This is a genomic window from Microbispora bryophytorum (assembly GCF_043197435.1).
GTDB classification, from domain to species: domain Bacteria; phylum Actinomycetota; class Actinomycetes; order Streptosporangiales; family Streptosporangiaceae; genus Microbispora; species Microbispora bryophytorum.
The window spans coordinates 700,054-719,318 of sequence record NZ_JBICTF010000002.1; the positions used below are offsets into that span (position 1 = coordinate 700,054).

The window sequence follows — 19,265 nt, forward strand, 5'->3', positions numbered from 1 at the left end:
GGGGACACCGGCGGGGACGGCCTGCGGGCGCGGAGCGTAGCGGAGCGCTCAGCCGACCTCGCGCAGCACCGGGGTTTCGGACAGCTCGGGATGCGCATTTCGGGCGGGCCATGAGGCGGGGACGACGGCCCAGACAGTGGTCGTCTCCTCCTCGTGCCTGACCCCCCAGCGCTCGGCCAGGTATTCGACGATGCCGAGCCCGCGTCCGCCGAGGGACGACAGGGTCGGGCGACCGGCACGGGGCTCCGTGTACGCGCCGCCGTCGCTCACGGCCACCTCGACCTGGGTGTCCGAGCAGAGCCATGCCACTTTGAGCTGGCCGGACGGAAGGGGGTGGGCGTGGCGCAGCGCGTTGCTCAGCAGTTCGCTCATGATCAGAACGACGTCGTCCACGGCGGTGGCGAGCAGCCCCGCGTTCGAAAGGTCGGCGCTGAGGCGCTGACGTGCGACGGCGACGCTCGACGGTGCGTACGGCAGCATCACGACGCTCGACGCACTCACCTCCCGTTCCCCCGTTCCTGCTGCACGAGCCAGTACGACCGAAATGCCCCGCTTACTCGGCTGGGAAACCGTGCTCCGGATCACAGCTTGTGCACATTGGACAATAGTTCAGTCCTTAAGTGGTGACGCCACGCTCCGATCTGTCTTATCAGGATGAAGATCCTGCCGAGTTCAACACCAGCCACATGCGTGTTCCCCCGCCGGATCGGGGCAGCGCGGCGACGTCTCCGCCCTGGGCGCGGGCGAGGTTGCGCACGATGTAGAGCCCGAGCCCGACCCCGCCGAACCTGCGCCGGTCGCCGCTGTCGGCCTGGACGAAGCGCTCGAAGATCCGCTCCCGGTCGCCCGCCGCGATGCCCACTCCCTCGTCGTCCACCACCAGCACGACCCGGTCGTCCTCCGGCCACGCCTCGACCCGGATCAGGCCGCCGTCGGGGGAGTACTTGAACGCGTTCTCCAGGAGCTGGGCCAGAAGGATGTCGGTGGCCAGCGCGTCCCCGTACACGAAGGGGAGATCGGGCGGGATGTCCACCTCCAGCCGGTGCCGGTCGGACAGGACCGGCAGCCCGAGCGTCGCCGCGTGCACCCGCGCGGCCAGGTCGAAGGGCTCGACCCTGACCTTCAGCTCCTTCGCGCCCGCCCGCGCGCCGAGCAGCAGGTGGTCCATGAGCTGCCCGAGCGAGCGGGCGCGCTCGGCGATCGTGTGAACCGCCGACCGCCGCTCCTCGTCCGCCAGGTGCTCCCAGCGGGAGTCGAGCGTGCTGGCGAAGCCGTGGACGATCGTGATCGGCGTACGCAGCTCGTGGCTGGTGGTGGCGAGGAACAGGTCCTTCGCCTCCTCCAGCTCCTTGGCCCGGGTCACGTCGCGGAAGTCGACGACGGTCTCCCCCGTCTCCCGGATCTCCGCGCACAGCACGTCGAGCCATCGGCCGGACGGAAGCTGGAAGGTGAGCTTCTCCCCCGGCGCCGGCAGCGGGAAGGGCGGCGGCCCTCCGATCACCCGGTCCTCCGGGTGGCCGGTCAGCTCGGCCGCCGCGGGGTTCCACCGCACGACCGCGCCCGAGCCGTCGAGCACCGCGATGCCGTCGGCGCTGGCGTCGAAGACGGCCCGCTCGTGGGCGCGCTGCCGCACCGCTTCCTGGTACGCCATGGCGTTGGCGACCGCGATCCCGGCGTGTCCGGCGAGCAGTTCGAGCAGTTCGAGCTCCAGATGGCTCGCCTTGCGCCGGGCGAACAGCGCGTAGAGCGCTCCATAGGGACGCCCGCCCACGGCGGCGATGCCGACGGCGATCGTGTGCAGGCCGGGCAGGCGCGCCCAGATCAGGTCCTGGAAGCCCTCCGGGCCGGTCTCGAGCAACACGGTCTTGCCGGTGCGCAGCAGCTTGGCGACCAGGCTGGTGTGCAGCCCGGCGGTCGCCCCACGCAGCGTTTCGGGCAACTGGTGAACGCCGACCAGGCGCAGCCGCTCCCCCTCGATGGACACGAAGCCGCCGGCGTCGGCGCCGGTCAGCTCGGTCAGGCTCGCGGCGATGCGGTCGAGCACGACGGGCAGGTCGAGCTCGGCGTTGATGTCGCCGACCACGTCGGTCAGCCGCCGCACCAGGCGGGCGCGCTGCACCATTCTGCCGTGCGCGGCGTCGTCGTCCTCGGCGGCGTGGTAGACGCTCACGTATCCGAGCAGGACACCGGCCGGCGAGCACAACGCGCTCGTGTCCACCCGCAGGTCGAGCAGCCGCCCGTCCTGGTGGAGGCGCTTGGTGGTCAACGACACCCGGCCGCCCGCGCGTACGCGTTCGAGCACGGCGTTGTGCTCGGCCGTCAGCTCGTCGGGCACGATCGGGGCCCGCCTGCCCAGCAGATCGGACGCGGGCCAGCCGAACAGCCGCTCGGCCGCCGCGTTCCAGGTCAGCACGGCCAGGTCGCGGTCGAGCGCGACGATCGCATCGGGGGAGCCGGCCAGGACCGCCCGTGCGAGGCCCTCCTCCGCGTCACCGAACACCGCGTCGCCGAAAGGCGCATCGCCGAAGGCCAGATCGCCGAACGCCGCGTCACCGAGGGGCGCGACGTCCGGGACCGTGACGTCCGGGACTACGGGCGCGAGGTCCGCCGCCCGGCCGTCCACGCTGCTGTCACCCACGTCCCCATCGTGCCCCCTTTCACCTTTTGATCTTGGGGTTTTCCGTCACCTCGCGACCGCTCCGATACGCTGCCTGCACGCAGAGAAGAGAAAGTGGGGCGCCCATGTCCACCGAGGACCTCGAAGCCCTGCTCCGCGTGACCTCGCCGGGCTACGTCGGCGTGGCCCCGCCCGAGGTCGCCTTCGGCACCATGGACGCGCCGATGGGCCGCCTGGCCCTCGCGGTGACCGCACGTGGCGTGCTGGCCTGCGCCTACGAGGACGAGCACAAGGTCTTCGCCCGGGTCTCCCGCGCCGTCGGCTCGTTCATCGGGCCCGACCCGCGCCGCCTCGATCCCCTGCGCAGGGAGCTGGACGCGTACTTCACCGGCAGGCTGCGCACCTTCTCCCTCTCGGTGGACCTGCGCCTGGTCACCGGCTTCAGCCGTACGGTGATCCAGCTCATGCCGGCCGTGCCGTACGGCAGCGTCACCACCTACCAGGAGATCGCCGAGCGGATCGGGCGGCCGCAGGCGCCCCGCGCGGTGGCCAACGCCCTGGCCGGCAACCCGGTCTGCCTGCTCCTGCCGTGCCATCGGGCGGTGGAGGGCCCCGGCGCGCTCGGCGGGTACGCCGGCGGCCCGGCGGCCAAGGAGCACCTGCTCCGCCTCGAAGGCGCCCTCTGACCGCCAGACCGAGCGCCAGACCGAAGCGCCGGACCGAGCGCCAGACCGGGCGCCTCTAACGGCGCGACCGCAGGCGGCGCGCCGGAAGGGACAGCACCACGGTCGCCAGCGCGGCCACGAGGAACGCGGCGAGCGCGGCGTTCATCCAGGGCTGGTGGACGAACCCGAGGGCGAGGCGGACCTCGGTCCAGATCCCGTCCCACCAGCCGACGGTCGGGGTGGAGGTCACGATCCAGTACGCCGCGAACCCGAGGATCCACGGCACGACCATGAGCCAGCGGGAGGGGGCGTCCTTGGCCGTGTTCCACCGGGCGGCCCCGCCGAGCAGGAAGTAGTCCACCACGAGCACGGCGAACATCGGCACGAACACCGCCCCGATCACGCTCAGGAAGGCGCCGTAGGAGTTCACGTCGGCGAACAGCGCGATCAGCGTGGTGAGCACGCCGATCACGACCGAGATCACCCGGCGGTCCCAGCGCGGCGCGAGGTTCTGGATCGAGACGGTCGTCGAGTAGACGTTCGCGAACGACTGGTCGGCCTCACGCAGCACCAGGATGCCGAAGAACACGACCCCGAGAGGGGCGGCCACGAACGGGTCCCACACCTTGTCCCCGTCGTTGCCGACCAGGGCGAGCGCGGCGATGCCGAGGGCCAGGCAGGCCACCTGGGCGATCGTGTATCCGGCGACGACGCCGGTGAACGCCGCGCCGCTCGACCGCGAGTGCCTGGCGTAGTCGGCGGCCATCGGCACCCACGACACCGACAGCGCGATGACGTAGTCGACGGCGGGGGCGAAGGCGTCCCAGCTGCCGCCGCCCACGGACGGCCCCTGCCGGAACAGGGCGATCGACAGCCAGATCATCGCGATCACCACGCCCGCCGTGACGTACCGCCGCAGCAGCCGCAGCGCGCCGAGCGGCCGGATCGTCAGCGCGATCGTCAGCGCGCCCGCCGCGACCGCCCACACCGCGTACGGCACGGCCGTGCCGAACAGCGCCTGCGCGCCGTTGGCGATGACCCACAGCTCGAAGGCGCCCCAGCCGAGCATCTGCACGATGTTCAGCACGGTCGGGATGTAGGAGAGCCGGGCCCCGAACAGGCCGCGCAGCAGCACCATCGCGGGCCGCCCGGTGCGTACGCCGGGGATCGCGGCCAGGCCGACCATCGCCGTCCCGAGCAGGCTGCCGACGACGGCGGCGAGCACCGCCGCGGTGAAGGTGAGCGGCTTGCCGCCCAGCGGGTCGAGCAGGAACAGCGCCCCCGAGAAGCCGAGGAGGCTGACGCCGAGGTTGGCCCAGAAGGCACCCTGGTCGAGCAGGCCCAGAGTCCTCGGAGCCTCCTCGTCCAGGGTGAGCGGAACCTCCGCGTGCACGTCGTCGACGACGGCAGAAGTCATCACACGCTCCCTACGCCGGCATTATCCGGACAGGTTCATGCGGTCGGCGGCACGACTTCGATCCGCCCTCTCAGCCCGGTCACGCCCGAGCTCCCGCGGGTATTCATGATGTCTTGGGGATTATGACACTTCTTTGACCGTTTTCCTACGCCGCCCCGGTCCCTAGGCGACTGCCCCTACGCGACGTAGGGCGCCTCACCGCCCTCGCTCACCATCGGACGTCCGGCCGCGGCCCAGGACCGCATGCCGCCGTCCACGTTCACGGCGTCCCGGCCGATGTGGTTGAGCCACATCGCGGCGTGCGCCGAACGTCCGCCGACCCGGCAGACCACGTACACCGGCCGGTCGTGCGGCACCTCGTCCACCCGCACCTGCAGCTCGCCGAGCGGGATGTGGACGGCGCCGGGGGCGTGGCCCGCCACCCACTCCTCGTTCTCGCGGACGTCCAGCAGGTACGCGTCCTCGGGCAGTGCGTCGGGGGCGATTTCCGGCAATGTCATGCGCCCATTCTGACGGCACACCATCGGTGCCCGGGCCCATGCGGCGAGCTGTGACCCACGGTGATGCGCAGAACCCTCTGCAGGTCCGGCCGCTCCTCGCGGGGCCTACTTGAGCAGGCGGGACATCCGGCGGTCGGCCAGCGGTTTGCCGCCGGTCTGGCAGGTCGGGCAGTACTGCAGCGACGAGTCGGCGAACGAGACCTCCCTGATCGTGTCGCCGCACACCTCACACGCCTCGCCCGTACGGCCGTGCACGCGCAGGCCCGACTTCTTCTCCGACTTGAGGTCCTTGGCCGCCAGCCCCCTGGCCCGCCCGACCGCGTCCCGCAGCGTGCTGACGATCGCGTCGTGCAGGTCGGCGACCTGGCCGTCCGTCAGCGTTCCGGCGATCTTGAAGGGGGACATCCTCGCGACGTGCAACACCTCGTCGGAGTAGGCGTTGCCGATGCCGGAGATCACCTTCTGGTCCCGCAGCAGGCCCTTGATCTGCGTGCGGCTCCCGCCCACGATCGTCTTGAGCAGGTCCGGCGTGAAGCCCTCGGCCAGCGGGTCCGGCCCGAGGCCGGCGATGCCGGGGACGTCCTCCGGATCGCGCACCACGTAGACGGCCAGGCGTTTCTGCGTGCCCGCCTCGGTCAGCTCGAACCCGGGGGCGCGGCCATCCTCGTCCGGAGACAGCCTCACCCGCACCGCCAGCGGGCCCTTGCCCGGCCGCACCGGTTTCGCTCCGGTGAGGTCGTCGCGCCAGCGCAGCCAGCCGCCGCGGGCCAGATGGGTGACGAAGTGCAGGCCGTCGCAGTCGACGTCGAGGAACTTGCCGTGCCGCGCCACGCCGGTGACGAGCAGTCCGGCGAGCGCGGTGACGGGCGGGTCGACGGTCTTGAGCGCCTGGAAGGCGGTTACGTCGACCCCGACGACGGCATGGCCGACGGCGTGCTCGCGAAGGAACTCGGCGAGCGCCTCGACCTCGGGCAGCTCCGGCATGTCCTCACACTAGCTCCGCGTTCAGGGGACGTCCCAGAACGCGAGTTCGTGCTCCATGCCGCGGACGAACAGCTCTCGGGCGCGCGCCGGGTCCGGAGCCGCCTCGTCGATCATGACGGCGACGCGCGCGGACAGGGCGGCGAACGCCGGGTCGGCGTAGGTGTCCACCCACGCCCTGTAGCGAGGCTCGGCGGGCGGGTCGGCGGCCAGGATCCGGCCGAGCGTCGAGTAGCCCCACATGCAGGGGTAGAGGGCCGCCAGCCCCTCGCCGTAGTCCGCCGCCGACTCCAGCAGGAACGCGGTGTACGCCGCGCAGGCCGGGCCCTTCACCGCGCCGTCGAGGTCGGCGCCGAACCCGGCCGACAGCGTCCGGTGCAGGTCGAGCTCGTCGTGCCACGTCGAGTGCGCCAAGTCGACCAGGTCGCCGAGGTGGGCGTCCGGAGCCTGCCAGGCCAGCCGCGAGAACACCCGGACGTAGTCGAGCAGGTACAGGTAGTCCTGCTCAAGCCATGACCGGAAGACCGCCTCGGGCAGGTCGCCCGCCGCGATGCCGCGTACGGTCGGGTGCGCGAGCTGGGCGTCCAGCATCGGCCGCCCGATGGCGTGCAGGTCCGCAGAGATTCCCATAAGGGCTCATTGTGGCCGTAATCCGCGAGTTAGGCTCGACTCCGTGACACTGACGATCGCCGAGGAAGTGCTGCTTCTGGCCTACCGGGAGGACACCGGCAAGCCGATCATCGGATCGGTGGAGCTCGACTGCGCCCTGGCCGGGGCCCTGCTCGCGGATCTGGTGGTGCGCCGCCGGGTGGATTTCGACGGCGCGAAGGTCGTGCCCGTCGACCCCACCCGGGTGGGCGACGAGGAGCTGGACGCGACGCTCACCCGCATCACCGAGGAGCGCGGCCCGCGCAAGGCCGACTGGTGGGTGGGCAAGCTCCGCGCGGGCAGGCTGCGCAAGCGGCTGCTGACCCGTCTGGCCGCCCGGGGCGTGCTGAGCGAGCAGGAGGGCAAGGTCCTGGGGATCTTCCCCACGACGCGCTATCCCGAGCTCGACCCGAGCCACGAGCAGGGCGTACGGGAGCGCGTGCGGAACGTGCTGGCCGGAGCCGAGCCGGACGAGCGGACGGCGGTCCTGATCGCGGTCATGCACGCGGCCAAGCTCGACCGCAAGGCGTTCCCCGACGCGCCGAAGGGCCGGATCAAGGAGATCGCCGAGGGCGAGTGGACCGCCGAGGCGGTCCGCAAGACGATCGCCTCGATCCACGCCGCCGTGGCCGCCGCCACCATCGCAGCGACGGTCGCCGTCACCGCGACGAGCTGAGCCCTGCCGCTCGTGCCGCGCGCGTCGTGCGCCCGCGCGAGCGGCGGTGCCCCTACGTGGAGACCACGTCCTGCTCGGTGACGACGCCCTGCTCGGTGATGACGTCCTGCTCGGTGACGACGCCCTGCTCGGTGATGACGCCCTGCTCGGTGACGCCGTCCTACTTGGTGATGACGTCCTTGGGCACCGGCTTGTCGGCGGCGAGCGCCTCGAACAGGCGCAGCGCCTTCTGCGTGTCCCACTTGACCACCGCCTGGCCCCCGATCGTCGGCAGCGAGCCGATCGGCACGGCGGTGGCGACGGGTCCCTCGCGCATCGCGAGACCGACCGACAACAGGTTGAACAGGCCGGTGCCGGGGTCGACGGCGACCGAGTCGGCCGCGCTCAGCGCCAGCGGGACCGAGGTGAACGGGTTGATCAGCGTGCCCGGGCTCGCGGCCTTCTGCACGACGGCGGAGAAGAACTGGCGCTGCCGCTGGGTGCGCTCGAAGTCGGGGATGGCGCCGGTGGCACGGGTGCGCACGTAGCCGAGCGCGGTGCCGCCGTCCATGTCCTGGCAGCCCTTCTTCAGGTTGATCCCGGCCTTCGGGTCCTTGATGTCCTGCTTCACGCAGATGTTGACCCCGCCGACCGCGTCCACGATGCCGACGAACCCGCCGAAGCCGATCTCCATGTAGTGGTCGATCCTGATGCCGGTCACCCGCTCGACGGTCTTGGCCAGCAGCTTCGGGCCGCCGAAGGCGTACGCCGCGTTCAGCTTGCCGCTGCCGTGCCCCTCGATCGGGACGTACGAGTCACGGGGCAGGCTGACCAGGGTGGGCCGGCCGCTGTCGGGGATGTGCAGCAGCATCATCGTGTCGGTGCGCTTGCCGACCGCCTTTCCCGTCGCCAGCTTCCTGCGCTGCGCGGCCGTCAGGCCCGCCCGGCTGTCGGACCCGACCAGCAGCCAGTCCTGGCCCGGCGTCTCGGCGGGCCGCCCGTCGTAGTCGGTCAGCGACTCGACCGGCCGGAGCCGGGAGCCGATCCAGAAATATCCGGCGACGGCGGCGACGAGCAGGAGCACGACCACCACGAGGACGATCCGCAGGACGAGCCTGCCGGTCCGGCGCGGCCCGCGTCCGCCGCCGCGCACGGACCCGTCGCGGCCCGCCGGCCCGCCGCCCCCGCCGTGCGGGGCGCCCGCCCGGTCTCCGGCCTCGTGCCTGCTCCCGCCGAGCGGGCGGACCGGGGCGCTGCCGGAGCGCGGCTTGCCGTACACCTTGGACTGGGCGCGGGGGACGGTGTCCTCCCTGCCGGACCCCGGCGCCGCCGCCTGAGGCTGTGCCGCCCTGGGCGGGGCAGCGGGGGGTTGGGCCGCCCTGGGCGGGGCAGCGGGGGGTTGGGCCGCACGCCGGTACGCACGGGTCGCCTCGTCCTCGTCGGCCACCTGATCCCCCAGCCCTCAGCGTCTTGCTACTGCTTTCATCGCAGCGGCCGAAGTCTTTGCCGATGCGTCCCCTACTTCACGGTACCCAGACGCCTTCTAAGCAGTCAGTAAAGGTTGCCGGGAAACACAGGAGAGATTCCAGCCGTTACGGTGGTATACCACCACGCGAAAGGATCGTCGTGTCCGTTCCGGACCCCTGGAGTACCTGCCCGTGCACCGGCACGGGATCTCATGATCGCACGGCGGGCGCCCGATGAGCGCCGCCCTCGGCCTCCTGGCCGTCCTCCTTCTTACCCTGGCCACCGGATTCTTCGTGGCGCAGGAATTCGCCTTCGTGGCCGCCGACCGGGGCGCCCTCCGCGAGCAGGCGGCCGCCGGTGACGACGCGGCGCAACGGGCCCTCGGCATCACCGGACGCCTGTCGTTCATGCTCTCCGGCGCGCAGCTCGGGATCACCGTCACCACCCTGCTGGTGGGCTTCATCGCCCAGCCCGCGATCGCCGGCGTGCTGCGCGGCCCCTTGGAGGCCGCCGGGCTGCCCGGCTCGGCCGTCCCCGGTGTCGCGGTCGCCCTCGGCGTCGCGATCGCCACGGTCGTGCAGATGATCCTCGGCGAACTGGCCCCCAAGAACCTCGGCATCGCGCGGCCCGAGGACGTCGCGAAGTCCCTCTCCCGCCCGACGCACGTGTATCTCATGGTCGCCGGGCCGCTCATCCGCCAGTTCGACGCCGCGGCCACCCGGCTCGTGCGCCTGTTCGGCATCGAGCCCGTGGAGGAACTCGAACACGGCGCCACCCCCGAGGAGCTGTCGCGCATCGTGACGGAGTCGGCCGCGGCCGGCGAGCTGCCGCCCCGGCTGGCCGACATGCTGGAGCGCGCGCTGGAGTTCGGCGACCGCACCGCCGAGGACGTCATGGTCCCCCGCCCGCGCGTGGTCTCGCTGCGGGCCGAGTGGCCGGTCGGCGAGTTCCTCGACGCCCTGCGCACGCACGGGCACTCCCGCTACCCCGTGCTGGGCACCGACGCCGACGACGTCGTCGGGGTGGCCGGGCTGCCCGAGTATCTGAAGGCCGGCTCTCCCTCCCGAGGGCTCGTCGGCGGCATCACCCACGCGCCGCTGCTCGTCCCCGCGACCCTGCCGCTGCCCGAACTGCTGCGGCGGATGACCTCCGCCGGTGAGACGTTCACCTGCGTGATCGACGAGTACGGCGGTCTGGCCGGCGTGGTGACGCTGGAGGACCTGGCCGAGGAGCTCGTCGGCGAGCTGGTGGACGAGAACGACCCCGAACCCCTCGGCGTCGTACGACACGGTGACGGCGTCTGGGACGTGCCGGGCACCCTCCGCCTCGACGAGGTCGAGCGCGCCACGCACGTCCGGCTGCCCGAGAGCGAGGACTACGAGACCGTGGCCGGCCTCGTCCTCGCCCTCCTCGGCCGGATGGCCGAGGAGGGCGACCAGGTCGTCTCCCCCCTCGTGCCCGAGCCCCATCTCTTCGACGACGAGGACGACGCCGAGCGGGCCGCGCTCACGGTCCTGAGCGTGCGCCGCCGTGTCCCCGAGTGGGTGCGGGTGTCGACGCATCCGCCGGCGGACGCGCCGGCCGGCGCGGACGAGGAGGAGCGGCCGGAACGGGAGAAGGCCCGCGCGGCCGCCCGCGGCGCGGGCGGCGCCGACTACGCCCCCGAGCTGTTCTCCGCGCTGTTCCAGGGCAGGCCCGCATGAGCTCTCTCACGGGTGTCCTACTCGGCGTCGTCCTGCTCGCCGTCAACGGGTTCTTCGTCGCGGCCGAGTTCGCCCTGGTCTCCGCCCGCCGTCACCGGCTGGAGGAGGTCGCCGTCAGCGGCGGCCGGCTGGCCAAGGTCACGGCCCGCGCCGCGGTCAGGGGCGGGCGCGAGCTGTCGCTCATGCTCGCCGGGGCGCAGCTCGGCATCACGCTGGCCTCCCTGGGCCTCGGCATGGTCGCCGAGCCCTCCATCGAGCATCTGATGGAGCCGGTCCTCACGCTGCTGCCGGAGTCGCTGCGCACGCCCCTGGCGTACGTCGTGGCGCTCGCCCTGGTGACGTTCCTCCACATGGTCGTCGGCGAGATGGCGCCCAAGTCGCTGGCGCTCACCCACCCCGAGCGCGCCGCGATGGGGCTGGCGCTGCCGTTCCGCGGCTTCGCCTGGGTCGTCCGCCCGATCCTGGCCCTGCTGAACGCGCTGACCAACGGCATCCTGCGCCTGGCCGGCGTGCGGCCCCGCGACGAGCTGGCCACCACCCGGACACCGCGCCAGCTCGCCATGCTGGTCGCCGAGTCGGGCCGGATGGGCATGCTCGACCGCGACGAGCACGACCTGCTCACCCGCGCGCTGCGGGTCCACTCCCAGCCGGTCGAGCGGCTGATGGTGCCCGTCGGCGAGGCGCCTTCGGTGCCGTCCGACGCCGACGACCTGCTCGTGCGCCGGACGGCCGCGGGCGGCGGGAGCCTGCGCATGCTGGTCCTCGCGCACAGGACGACCGCCGACGACGTGGTCGGCGTGCTCCACGTGCGCGACGCGGTCCTCCAGCCGGGACGCAGGGCCGCCGAGCTCGCGACCCCCGTCCCCCGCATGGCGAGGGACACCACGATCTCCGACGCCGTGACCCTGCTGCAGGAGGCCCGCGCGCAGCTCGGGCTCGTCACGGACGCCGGCGGCACGCCCGTCGGTGTGATCGATCTCACCACTCTGGTCGGCGAACTGCTCGTCGCCTGACGACCGAGGCGGCGCTCCCCTCCCGTGAGCGGGCGCGCCGGCCTGGGACGTCACGGCGCGGCCCCACGCCCGCGGCCGCACCGGGGATCTCCCTCAGCGAGGCCGCTGAGCTCATGAACCAGGACAGAAGGTAAAGGTCGCCCCTGCAAGCGCGGGGAAAGTGGTTTGAAAGGCGATCTCCTGAGAATGTGCAGTGCGCGGCGGGGGGCCCCGAGTCCGGGACCCCCCGCCGCGACATCGCCAGGGAGGGCCCGTGCCGTACGGGCCGGGACGGAACGGGAGGCCGGACGTGGACGCTTCGCTTGCGACCGGGCGAGGCCGCCCACCCGCCCTGGGACCGCAGGAGACGGTCCCCCTCGACGGTGCGGAGGAAAATATTCGCCGGGGCGGAGATTTCCTTCCGGCCGGGCGAGGCCGCTCGTCCGCCCGGGAGTTCCCCGGGATTGTGCCCCTAGGTCACACAACGAAGAAGCCCCGCCGGGCTACTGCCGAGCGAGGCCTGTTCTTGGTGGGCAAGGGGGGAGTTGAACCCCCACGTCCTTTCGGACACACGGACCTGAACCGTGCGCGTCTGCCATTCCGCCACTTGCCCTTGCGGTTGGTCCCCATCTCTGGGTGCCTGGAAAGGTTAGCACGTAACCGCCCGTGCTTACGAACCCGGATACGATCCTTCTAAACGACGATGCGAAGGGGCTCAGTGCAGCACCGGAGCGGTCGCGACCATAGTGGCAATGGAAGGGAGGGATCCGGTGGGAGTCCTTCAGCGCTTCGAGCGCAGGCTCGAAGGGTTGGTTGAAGGTGCCTTCGCTCGGGCGTTCAAGTCCGATCTCCAGCCGGTCGAGGTCGCCAGCGCCGTGCAGAGGGAGATGGACGAGCGCGCCGCGATCGTCGCTCAGGGTCGCACGCTCGTGCCGAACGACTTCGTGGTGGAGCTGTCGACGACCGACAGCGAGCGGCTGGAGGTGTACGCCGACAGCATCAGCCACGAGCTCGCCACTCTCGCACGGGAGTACGCCAAGGAGCAGGGCTATTCGTTCGTCGGGCCGGTGCGGGTGCGTTTCGAGACCGCAGACGACCTCGCGGTCGGGCTCTTCCGCATCCGGTCGGGTGTGATCCGGGGCGCCACGGTCGAGCAGGACGAGATCCGTCAGCCGCCGAGCGACGTGCCGACCGGCCGGCCCAGCGCGTTCCAGGGCCGTCCCCGGCTGCTCGTCTCCACCCAGGACGACCCCCAGGGCCAGCGCTCGTACGAGCTGACCACGCCGGTCACTTTGCTGGGCCGCGGAACCGATTGTGATCTTCGGCTGGTGGATCCCGGCGTATCACGGCATCATGCCGAGCTAAGAGTGGAAGGGCCGCAGGTCGTGCTCGTGGACCTGGGGTCGACCAACGGCACCTTCATCAACGGCCAGCCGATCCGCAGGATCGAGATGCAGGACGGGACGAGGGTGACGCTCGGCCGCACGACACTGGTTTTCAGGCGCGATTAGAGGTAGACAAACGGTCCATGTCCGAGCTAACGCTGCTGCTGATCCGGCTCGCCTTCCTGGCGGTGCTGTGGTTCTTCGTGATCGCCGCGGTCGGCGTCATCCGGACAGACCTGTTCGGTCCGCGTACGGCACCCGCGCCCACACGCAAACCGGTCAAGCAGCCCCGAGCGGTTTCCAAGCCCAAGAAGGGCGAACCCCGCCAGCTGATCGTCACCGGTGGCCCCCTGCAAGGGACCATCATCAACCTCACGGAGACGCCAATCACCATCGGCCGGGCGAACGACGCCACGCTGGTTCTCAGCGACGACTACGCTTCGAGCCGGCACGCCCGGCTCTTCCCTCAGGACGGCCAGTGGATCGTGGAGGATCTCGGCTCCACCAATGGCACGTACCTCGAACGCTCCAAAGTGACCCGCCCGACCCCGGTGCCCCTCGGAGTTCCGATCCGCATCGGCAAAACCGTCATCGAATTGCGCAAATGACCATCGCACTCCGCTACGCCGCTCGCTCGGACGTCGGGCTCCTCCGTGAAGGCAACGAGGACTCGGCGTACGCCAGTGCCCGCCTGCTGGCCGTCGCAGACGGCATGGGCGGGCATGCCCACGGCGAGGTGGCCAGTTCGGTCGCCATCGCCGCACTGTCGTCCCTCGACCGGGACGCCTTCGGCAATGACCTGCTCAGCGCCATCGAGGCGGCGGTCCGGGACGCCAACCACCAGTTGCACGCGATGGTGGGCCGGGACCCGAGTCTCAAAGGCATGGGCACCACCCTCACCGCGATGCTCTGGAGCGGCTCACGCTTCGCGCTGGTCCACGTGGGCGACTCCCGCGCGTACCTGCTCAGGAACGGCGAGCTGTACCAGATCACGCACGACCACACGCTCGTGCAGTCGTTGGTGGACGACGGGCGGATCACCCAGGAGGAGGCCGCCAACCACCCCCAGCGCTCGATCCTGCTGCGCGCGCTGGACGGGAGCGGTGAGGTCGACCCCGACCTGCAGGACCGGGAGGCCCAGGTGGGCGACCGGTACCTGCTGTGCTCGGACGGCCTGTCCACGGTGGTCAGCGCCGAGACCCTGCACCACACCCTGTCCACGATCGACGATCCCGAGGACGTCGTCCGGCAGCTCATCGACCTCGCCAACCGGGGCGGCGGGCCGGACAACATCACCTGCGTGCTCGCCGACGTGATCGAGGTGGACGACCTGCAGCCGCCCCCGGCGGTGGCGGCGGTCGTCGGTGCGGCCGGCTCCGGCCGGGCCCGCTCGGCGCCGCCCGACACACCCGCGGGCCGGGCCACCACGGTCACCGCGCCCCAACCCGTGCTCACCGACGACGACCTGGACGACGAACCCGTGCGCGAGGCCCCGGCCTCCGCGCGGCGTTCGCGCAAAAGCCGATCGGGTCCGAAAGTGGCCGTCGGGGTGCTGGTCGTCGCCGCCGCGCTCGGGGTCGGCGGCTATCTCGGCTACCAGTGGACCCAGAGCCAGTTCTACATAGGCGCCAAGGGAGACGAGCTCGTCGTCTTCCAGGGCGTCGACGCGGAGGTCGGCCCTGTGTCCTTCAAGAAGGTCGCCTACACCGACCACATGCGCGTCTCGTCGCTGCCGGCGGTGCAGCAGGACCAGGTCCGCAGCGGCATCCCGGTCGACAACCTGCAGACCGGGATAACCAGGATCAAGAGCTTCGGCGACTCGGCGACACCCCCGCCGGACGCCAAGTCGACGCCGACCCCCACGAGGTCCAGTAAGTGACTGCTGTCGAAGCCACGCCCGTACCGATGACCGCGAAGAGGCGGGGGGCCCAGCTGGGCATGCTCGCCTTCGCCGTGCTGATCGTGATGGGCGCGTACGCGAGCGTCGGGCTCGGGATCAACGGCAAGGTCCCGTCCGGCATGCTCGGCTACGGCCTCGGCCTCGGCGGTCTGATGCTCGCGGCCTACCTGGTGCTCGCCAAGTGGGCGCCGTGGGCCGATCCCCTTCTGCTTCCCCTCGTGACGCTGGTCAACGGCATCGGTCTGGTGATGATCTACCGGATCGAGCTGGCCGGGCAGGCGGGCGCGTCCGCCACGAACCAGCTCATGTGGACGGCGCTCGGCGTGGTGATGTTCTCCGCGACTCTGATCGTGTTGAAGGACCACCGCGCCTTGCAGCGCCTCACCTACACCGCCGGGTTCGTCGGCGTGGTGCTGATGGCCATCCCGGCGCTGCTGCCCGGGTCGCTGAGCGAGGTCCAGGGCGCCAAGATCTGGATCCGCATCGGCGGGTTCTCGATCCAGCCCGGCGAGTTCGCCAAGCTGGCACTCGTCGTCTTCTTCGCCGGCTATCTCGTGGCCAAGCGCGACGTGCTCGCTCTCGCCGGCCGCCGGCTGCTGTTCATCGACCTGCCCCGCGCCCGCGACCTCGGCCCGGTGCTCATCACCTGGGGCTTCGCGATCGCCACGCTGGTCCTGGAGAAGGACCTCGGCACCTCGCTGCTGCTGTTCGGCGCGTTCATCGCGATGCTCTACATCGCCACCCAGCGCACGTCCTGGGTGCTCATCGGCATCCTGTTGTTCGTCGGCGGCGCGTTCCTCGCCGGGCAGGTCTTCAGCCATGTCGAGGCCCGCTTCAACGTCTGGCTGCACGCCGAGGACCCCGCGCTGTACGACACGGGCGGCGGCAGCTACCAGCTCATGCAGGGCATGTTCGCCATGGGCTCGGGCGGCATCCTCGGCACCGGCCTCGGGCAGGGCTACCCCAAGCTGATCCCGCTGTCGTTCTCCGACTTCATCTTCTCGGCGACGGGCGAGGAGCTGGGTCTCACCGGCCTGATGGCGATCCTGATGATCTACGCGCTGATCGTCCAGCGGGGGCTGCGCACGTCGCTGGCCGCTCGCGACCCGTTCACCAAGCTGCTCGCGGGCGGCCTGTCGTTCATCCTCGCCTGGCAGGTGTTCATCATCGTCGGCGGCGTGACCCGGCTGATCCCGCTGACCGGTCTCGTGACGCCGTTCATGTCCGCGGGAGGCTCGGCGCTGCTGGCCAACTGGATGCTCATCGCCCTGCTCGTACGGATGTCCGACGCGGCCCGCCGGCCGCCGCCGCAGGCGATCCAGGACGAGGGAATGACCCAGGTGATGCAGCGATGAACAGCCCGCTCAAGCGCGTCTCCGTGGCCTGCCTGCTCATGTTCGGCCTGCTCATGGCCAACGTGACCTACATCGGCACGGTGAAGGCCGACGGGCTGCGGACCGACTCGCGCAACGTCAGGGGCTTCTACGCCCGGTATGCGGTCGACCGCGGCTGGATCACGGCCGACAACGGCAAGACGACCCTCGCCAAGACCGTGGACAGCGGGGACAAGACGTTCCGTTTCGAGCGCGAATACCCCCTCGGCAAGCCGTTCACGCATGTCGTCGGCTGGTTCGCGCCGGAGAGCGCCTCGGGCATCGAGGCCGCGATGAACCGCTATCTCGACGGCAGCCACCCCGAACTGGTGGTCCGCCGGGCCATCGACATGGTCAGCGGCAAGCCCGCCAAGGGCGCGAGCGTCGACCTCACGCTGAACAGCAAGGCGCAGGAGATCGCGTACAAGGACCTGGCGGGCACCGGCAAGCGCGGCGCGGTCGTCGCGCTCGAGCCGAAGACGGGCAAGGTCCTGGCGATGGTGTCGGTGCCGTCGTACGACCCGAACCCGCTGGCCAAGGCGAACAAGGAAACCGTCAACAAGGCGTACAACAAGCTGAACAAGGACGACAACAAGCCGCTGCTCAACCGGGCCATCGACCTGACGTTCGCCCCGGGGTCCACGTTCAAGACGGTCACCTCGGCGGCCTACCTCAGCGACGACACCTCACGCGACGAGAACACGCAGGTCGACGCGCCCGACTCGCTGCCGCTGCCGGGCACGAGCATCTCGCTGCCCAACTACCACGGAGAGTCGTGCGGCGGCCGGGCGACGCTGGTGGAGGCGCTGACCATCTCCTGCAACACGCCGTTCGCGAAGATGGGCATGGAACTCGGCTACGACAAGCTCAAGGAGCAGGCCGAGAAGTTCGGGGTCGGCCAGCCGCTGGAGATCCCCCTCGACGTCGCGGCCAGCAACATCGGCCCGGACGAGGGCAAGGCGGCTCTCGCCAAGACCGCGATCGGCCAGCAGAGCAACCAGATGACCCCGCTGCAGATGGCGATGGTCGCGGCCGGCATCGCCAACCAGGGCACCGTCATGAAGCCGTACCTGGTCAACAAGATCATGGGACCGGACGGCGCGGAGATCGACGGGACCGACCCCGAGGAGCTGGACGAGGCCGTCACGCCCGAGGTGGCCGGCGAGCTGACCAAGATGATGATCGGCGTGATCGAGAACGGCACCGGCGGCGCGGCCAAGCTTCCGGGCATCACCGTGGCCGGCAAGACCGGCACGGCGGAGACCCTGCCGGGCAAGCCGTCGCACGCGTGGTTCATCTCCTTCGCTCCGGTGGAGGACCCGAAGGTCGCCGTGGCGGTCTTCGTGGAGTCCGGCAGCGCCGGCAACGACGCCACCGGCGGCGCGGTGGCCGCGCCGATCGCCCACGACGTCATGCAGGCGGTGCTCGGACGGTGACCGACACATGACCGACACCGTGCTCGGCGGCCGCTACCGGCTGACCTCCCCCATCGCCGCGGGCGGCATGGGCGAGGTCTGGCGGGCCGAGGACGAGCTGCTCGGCCGGGAGGTGGCGGTCAAGCTGCTCGGGCGCCATGTCGCGGGCGACGCCACCTTCCGCGACCGGTTCCGCTCCGAGGCCAGGATCACCGCCGGGCTGACCGACCCCGGGATCGCCCAGGTCTTCGACTACGGCGAGACCGACGGCGTGGCCTACCTCGTGATGGAACTGGTGCGGGGCGAGCCGCTGTCGGCCATCCTCGCCCGCAACGGCGTGCTCGGGCCGCACGTCACGCTCGACCTCGTCGAGCAGACCGCCCGTGGCCTGCACGCGGCCCACCGGGCCGGGGTCATCCACCGCGACGTCAAGCCCGGCAACCTGCTCGTCACCGAGACCGGCCAGGTGAAGATCACCGACTTCGGCATCGCCCGCGCGCTGGAGGCCGCGCCACTGACCGCGACCGGCACCATCCTCGGCACCGCCCAGTACATAAGCCCGGAGCAGGCGTCCGGCGCCACCCTCACCCCGGCGAGCGACATCTACTCGCTCGGAGTGGTGGCCTACGAGTGCCTCACGGGCCGCCCGCCGTTCACGGCGGACAACCCGGTGGCGCTCGCGCTGCGGCACCTCAACGACACGCCCCCGCCGCTGCCCGGGAACGTGCCCGCTCCGGTGGCGGCCCTCGTGACGGCCATGCTCGCCAAGGACCCCGCCGTGCGGCCGGAGACCGGGCCGGTGCTCCTCGACGGGGTGCGGGCGCTGCGCGAGACCCTCGCGGGCACGGCCTCCCCGGCGGCCCTCGGTTCGCTGACCGACCCCCGGGGCTTCCCCGTGGCGGGCGGCCCCGGCCGCACGATCCCTCCGGTCGCGCCCGGCCTCACGACACCCCTGGGCGAGCCCGGCGCTCGCACCCCGGGTTCCGGCGCCACCGCGCCGCTGAGCCCGGTCCCGGCCACCTCGCGCCGGGCTGTGGGAGTCCCCGACGCCCGTACGCGGCGGCCCGGAGGTCGGGGGCCGGCCGGCGAACGGCGCCCCCGTCCCGCGACCCTGCTCCTCGTGACGGCCGGCTGCGCCGTTGCGGTCGGCATCGGGGTCCTGGCCTTCTCCGCCGCCCGTACCGGCGAACCGCCGGCCCCGGGTGAGACGGTCGCGCCCGTCTCTCCGTCCCCCTCGCCGTCGCCATCGCCGTCGCCGGCGCGTACGCACAGGTCAGAGATTCCACGGACGCATCGGCCGACCGCTCCGGCAATGTCGGACGAGCCGAGCGCCGTTCCGTCGGCTACCGTAAGCAGGTCGGCATCAACCCCCCAGACGCCTACACCGGCTTCGTCCCCGACCTCGACCTCGACCCCGACTCCGACGTCCACCCCGGCCACGGAACCCAGTGAGACTCCGCCCCCCGCGGACGACCCACCCGACACGAACCCTCCGGATGAGGGGGAGTGATGAGCACAGGGGTCGATGATGGAGACCGGTGGCACCC

General features: G+C 71.5%; 17 protein-coding genes, 1 tRNA gene and 1 riboswitch. Of the genes, 10 read left to right on the forward strand and 8 right to left on the reverse strand.

All coding sequences use genetic code 11. The annotated features are described in order from the left end of the window. Positions 1–48: 48 nt before the first annotated feature. Both ACGFIB_RS08220 and ACGFIB_RS08225 read right to left on the reverse strand, forming a co-directional pair. Entirely contained in the window at positions 49–501 is a 453-nt protein-coding gene (locus tag ACGFIB_RS08220; protein ID WP_357238141.1) for an ATP-binding protein, read from the reverse strand. 148 nt (positions 502–649) lie between these two features. Further along, complete coding sequence (locus tag ACGFIB_RS08225; protein WP_357258964.1) at positions 650–2,500, reverse strand: PAS domain-containing sensor histidine kinase; 1,851 nt, start codon at positions 2,498–2,500, stop codon at positions 650–652. Between the two features lie 242 nt (positions 2,501–2,742). Between ACGFIB_RS08225 and ACGFIB_RS08230 the strand changes: the two genes are divergently transcribed. Further along, a complete protein-coding gene (locus ACGFIB_RS08230; protein WP_357258289.1) occupies positions 2,743–3,303 on the forward strand; it encodes a methylated-DNA--[protein]-cysteine S-methyltransferase in 561 nt (186 codons plus the stop codon). A gap of 55 nt (positions 3,304–3,358) precedes the next feature. Here ACGFIB_RS08230 and ACGFIB_RS08235 read toward each other — a convergent pair whose 3' ends face one another. The 4 genes from ACGFIB_RS08235 to ACGFIB_RS08250 all read right to left on the reverse strand — a co-directional run bounded on the left by ACGFIB_RS08235 (position 3,359) and on the right by ACGFIB_RS08250 (position 6,810). After that, on the reverse strand, positions 3,359–4,699 hold the full coding sequence (locus ACGFIB_RS08235) for a purine-cytosine permease family protein (RefSeq protein ID WP_142567939.1): 1,341 nt from the start codon (positions 4,697–4,699) through the stop codon (positions 3,359–3,361). Beyond that, positions 4,690–4,806: riboswitch (TPP riboswitch) on the reverse strand. (Overlaps the previous gene by 10 nt.) A gap of 69 nt (positions 4,807–4,875) precedes the next feature. Continuing rightward, positions 4,876–5,199 carry a rhodanese-like domain-containing protein gene (locus ACGFIB_RS08240; protein ID WP_142567940.1) on the reverse strand — a complete coding sequence of 108 codons (324 nt, stop codon included), beginning with the start codon at positions 5,197–5,199 and terminating at the stop codon, positions 4,876–4,878. Between the two features lie 105 nt (positions 5,200–5,304). Then, positions 5,305–6,183 carry an Fpg/Nei family DNA glycosylase gene (locus ACGFIB_RS08245; RefSeq protein ID WP_393369561.1) on the reverse strand — a complete coding sequence of 293 codons (879 nt, stop codon included), beginning with the start codon at positions 6,181–6,183 and terminating at the stop codon, positions 5,305–5,307. 21 nt (positions 6,184–6,204) lie between these two features. Next, positions 6,205–6,810: a TenA family protein gene (locus tag ACGFIB_RS08250; protein ID WP_393369562.1), complete on the reverse strand. Its 606-nt coding sequence runs from the start codon at positions 6,808–6,810 to the stop codon at positions 6,205–6,207. 43 nt (positions 6,811–6,853) lie between these two features. Between ACGFIB_RS08250 and ACGFIB_RS08255 the strand changes: the two genes are divergently transcribed. Next, entirely contained in the window at positions 6,854–7,504 is a 651-nt protein-coding gene (locus ACGFIB_RS08255; protein ID WP_393369564.1) for a GOLPH3/VPS74 family protein, read from the forward strand. A 160-nt stretch (positions 7,505–7,664) separates the two neighbouring features. Here ACGFIB_RS08255 and ACGFIB_RS08260 read toward each other — a convergent pair whose 3' ends face one another. Beyond that, on the reverse strand, positions 7,665–8,930 hold the full coding sequence (locus tag ACGFIB_RS08260) for an LCP family protein (protein WP_393369566.1): 1,266 nt from the start codon (positions 8,928–8,930) through the stop codon (positions 7,665–7,667). 253 nt (positions 8,931–9,183) lie between these two features. On the opposite strand from ACGFIB_RS08260, the gene ACGFIB_RS08265 reads away from it, so the two are divergent. Together ACGFIB_RS08265 and ACGFIB_RS08270 are read left to right on the forward strand one after the other, a co-directional pair. After that, a complete protein-coding gene (locus ACGFIB_RS08265) occupies positions 9,184–10,653 on the forward strand; it encodes a hemolysin family protein (RefSeq protein ID WP_357238147.1) in 1,470 nt (489 codons plus the stop codon). After that, positions 10,650–11,666: a hemolysin family protein gene (locus ACGFIB_RS08270; RefSeq protein WP_357238149.1), complete on the forward strand. Its 1,017-nt coding sequence runs from the start codon at positions 10,650–10,652 to the stop codon at positions 11,664–11,666. Before ACGFIB_RS08265 ends, ACGFIB_RS08270 begins: the two co-directional genes overlap by 4 nt. A gap of 506 nt (positions 11,667–12,172) precedes the next feature. On the opposite strand, the gene ACGFIB_RS08275 is transcribed toward ACGFIB_RS08270, so the two are convergent. Beyond that, positions 12,173–12,258: transfer RNA gene (locus ACGFIB_RS08275), tRNA-Leu, on the reverse strand. A 157-nt stretch (positions 12,259–12,415) separates the two neighbouring features. On the opposite strand from ACGFIB_RS08275, the gene ACGFIB_RS08280 reads away from it, so the two are divergent. The 6 genes from ACGFIB_RS08280 to ACGFIB_RS08305 are packed head-to-tail and all read left to right on the forward strand — an operon-like array spanning position 12,416 to position 19,228. Beyond that, the gene (locus ACGFIB_RS08280; RefSeq protein WP_142567946.1) at positions 12,416–13,156 is read left to right on the forward strand and encodes an FhaA domain-containing protein; all 741 of its coding nucleotides are present in this window, start codon (positions 12,416–12,418) and stop codon (positions 13,154–13,156) included. 17 nt (positions 13,157–13,173) lie between these two features. After that, positions 13,174–13,638, forward strand: coding sequence for an FHA domain-containing protein FhaB/FipA (locus ACGFIB_RS08285; protein ID WP_142567947.1), 465 nt, complete (start codon positions 13,174–13,176; stop codon positions 13,636–13,638). Next, positions 13,635–14,909 (forward strand): Stp1/IreP family PP2C-type Ser/Thr phosphatase, encoded by a 1,275-nt coding sequence (locus ACGFIB_RS08290; RefSeq protein ID WP_142567948.1) that lies wholly within the window; start codon positions 13,635–13,637, stop codon positions 14,907–14,909. The genes ACGFIB_RS08285 and ACGFIB_RS08290 overlap by 4 nt, the downstream gene beginning before the upstream one ends. Positions 14,910–14,935: 26 nt before the next feature. Further along, complete coding sequence (locus tag ACGFIB_RS08295; protein ID WP_357238769.1) at positions 14,936–16,285, forward strand: FtsW/RodA/SpoVE family cell cycle protein; 1,350 nt, start codon at positions 14,936–14,938, stop codon at positions 16,283–16,285. Then, on the forward strand, positions 16,282–17,739 hold the full coding sequence (locus ACGFIB_RS08300) for a peptidoglycan D,D-transpeptidase FtsI family protein (RefSeq protein WP_393369571.1): 1,458 nt from the start codon (positions 16,282–16,284) through the stop codon (positions 17,737–17,739). The genes ACGFIB_RS08295 and ACGFIB_RS08300 overlap by 4 nt, the downstream gene beginning before the upstream one ends. Positions 17,740–17,746: 7 nt before the next feature. Next, positions 17,747–19,228 (forward strand): serine/threonine-protein kinase, encoded by a 1,482-nt coding sequence (locus tag ACGFIB_RS08305; RefSeq protein ID WP_393369574.1) that lies wholly within the window; start codon positions 17,747–17,749, stop codon positions 19,226–19,228. Positions 19,229–19,265 lie beyond the last annotated feature (37 nt).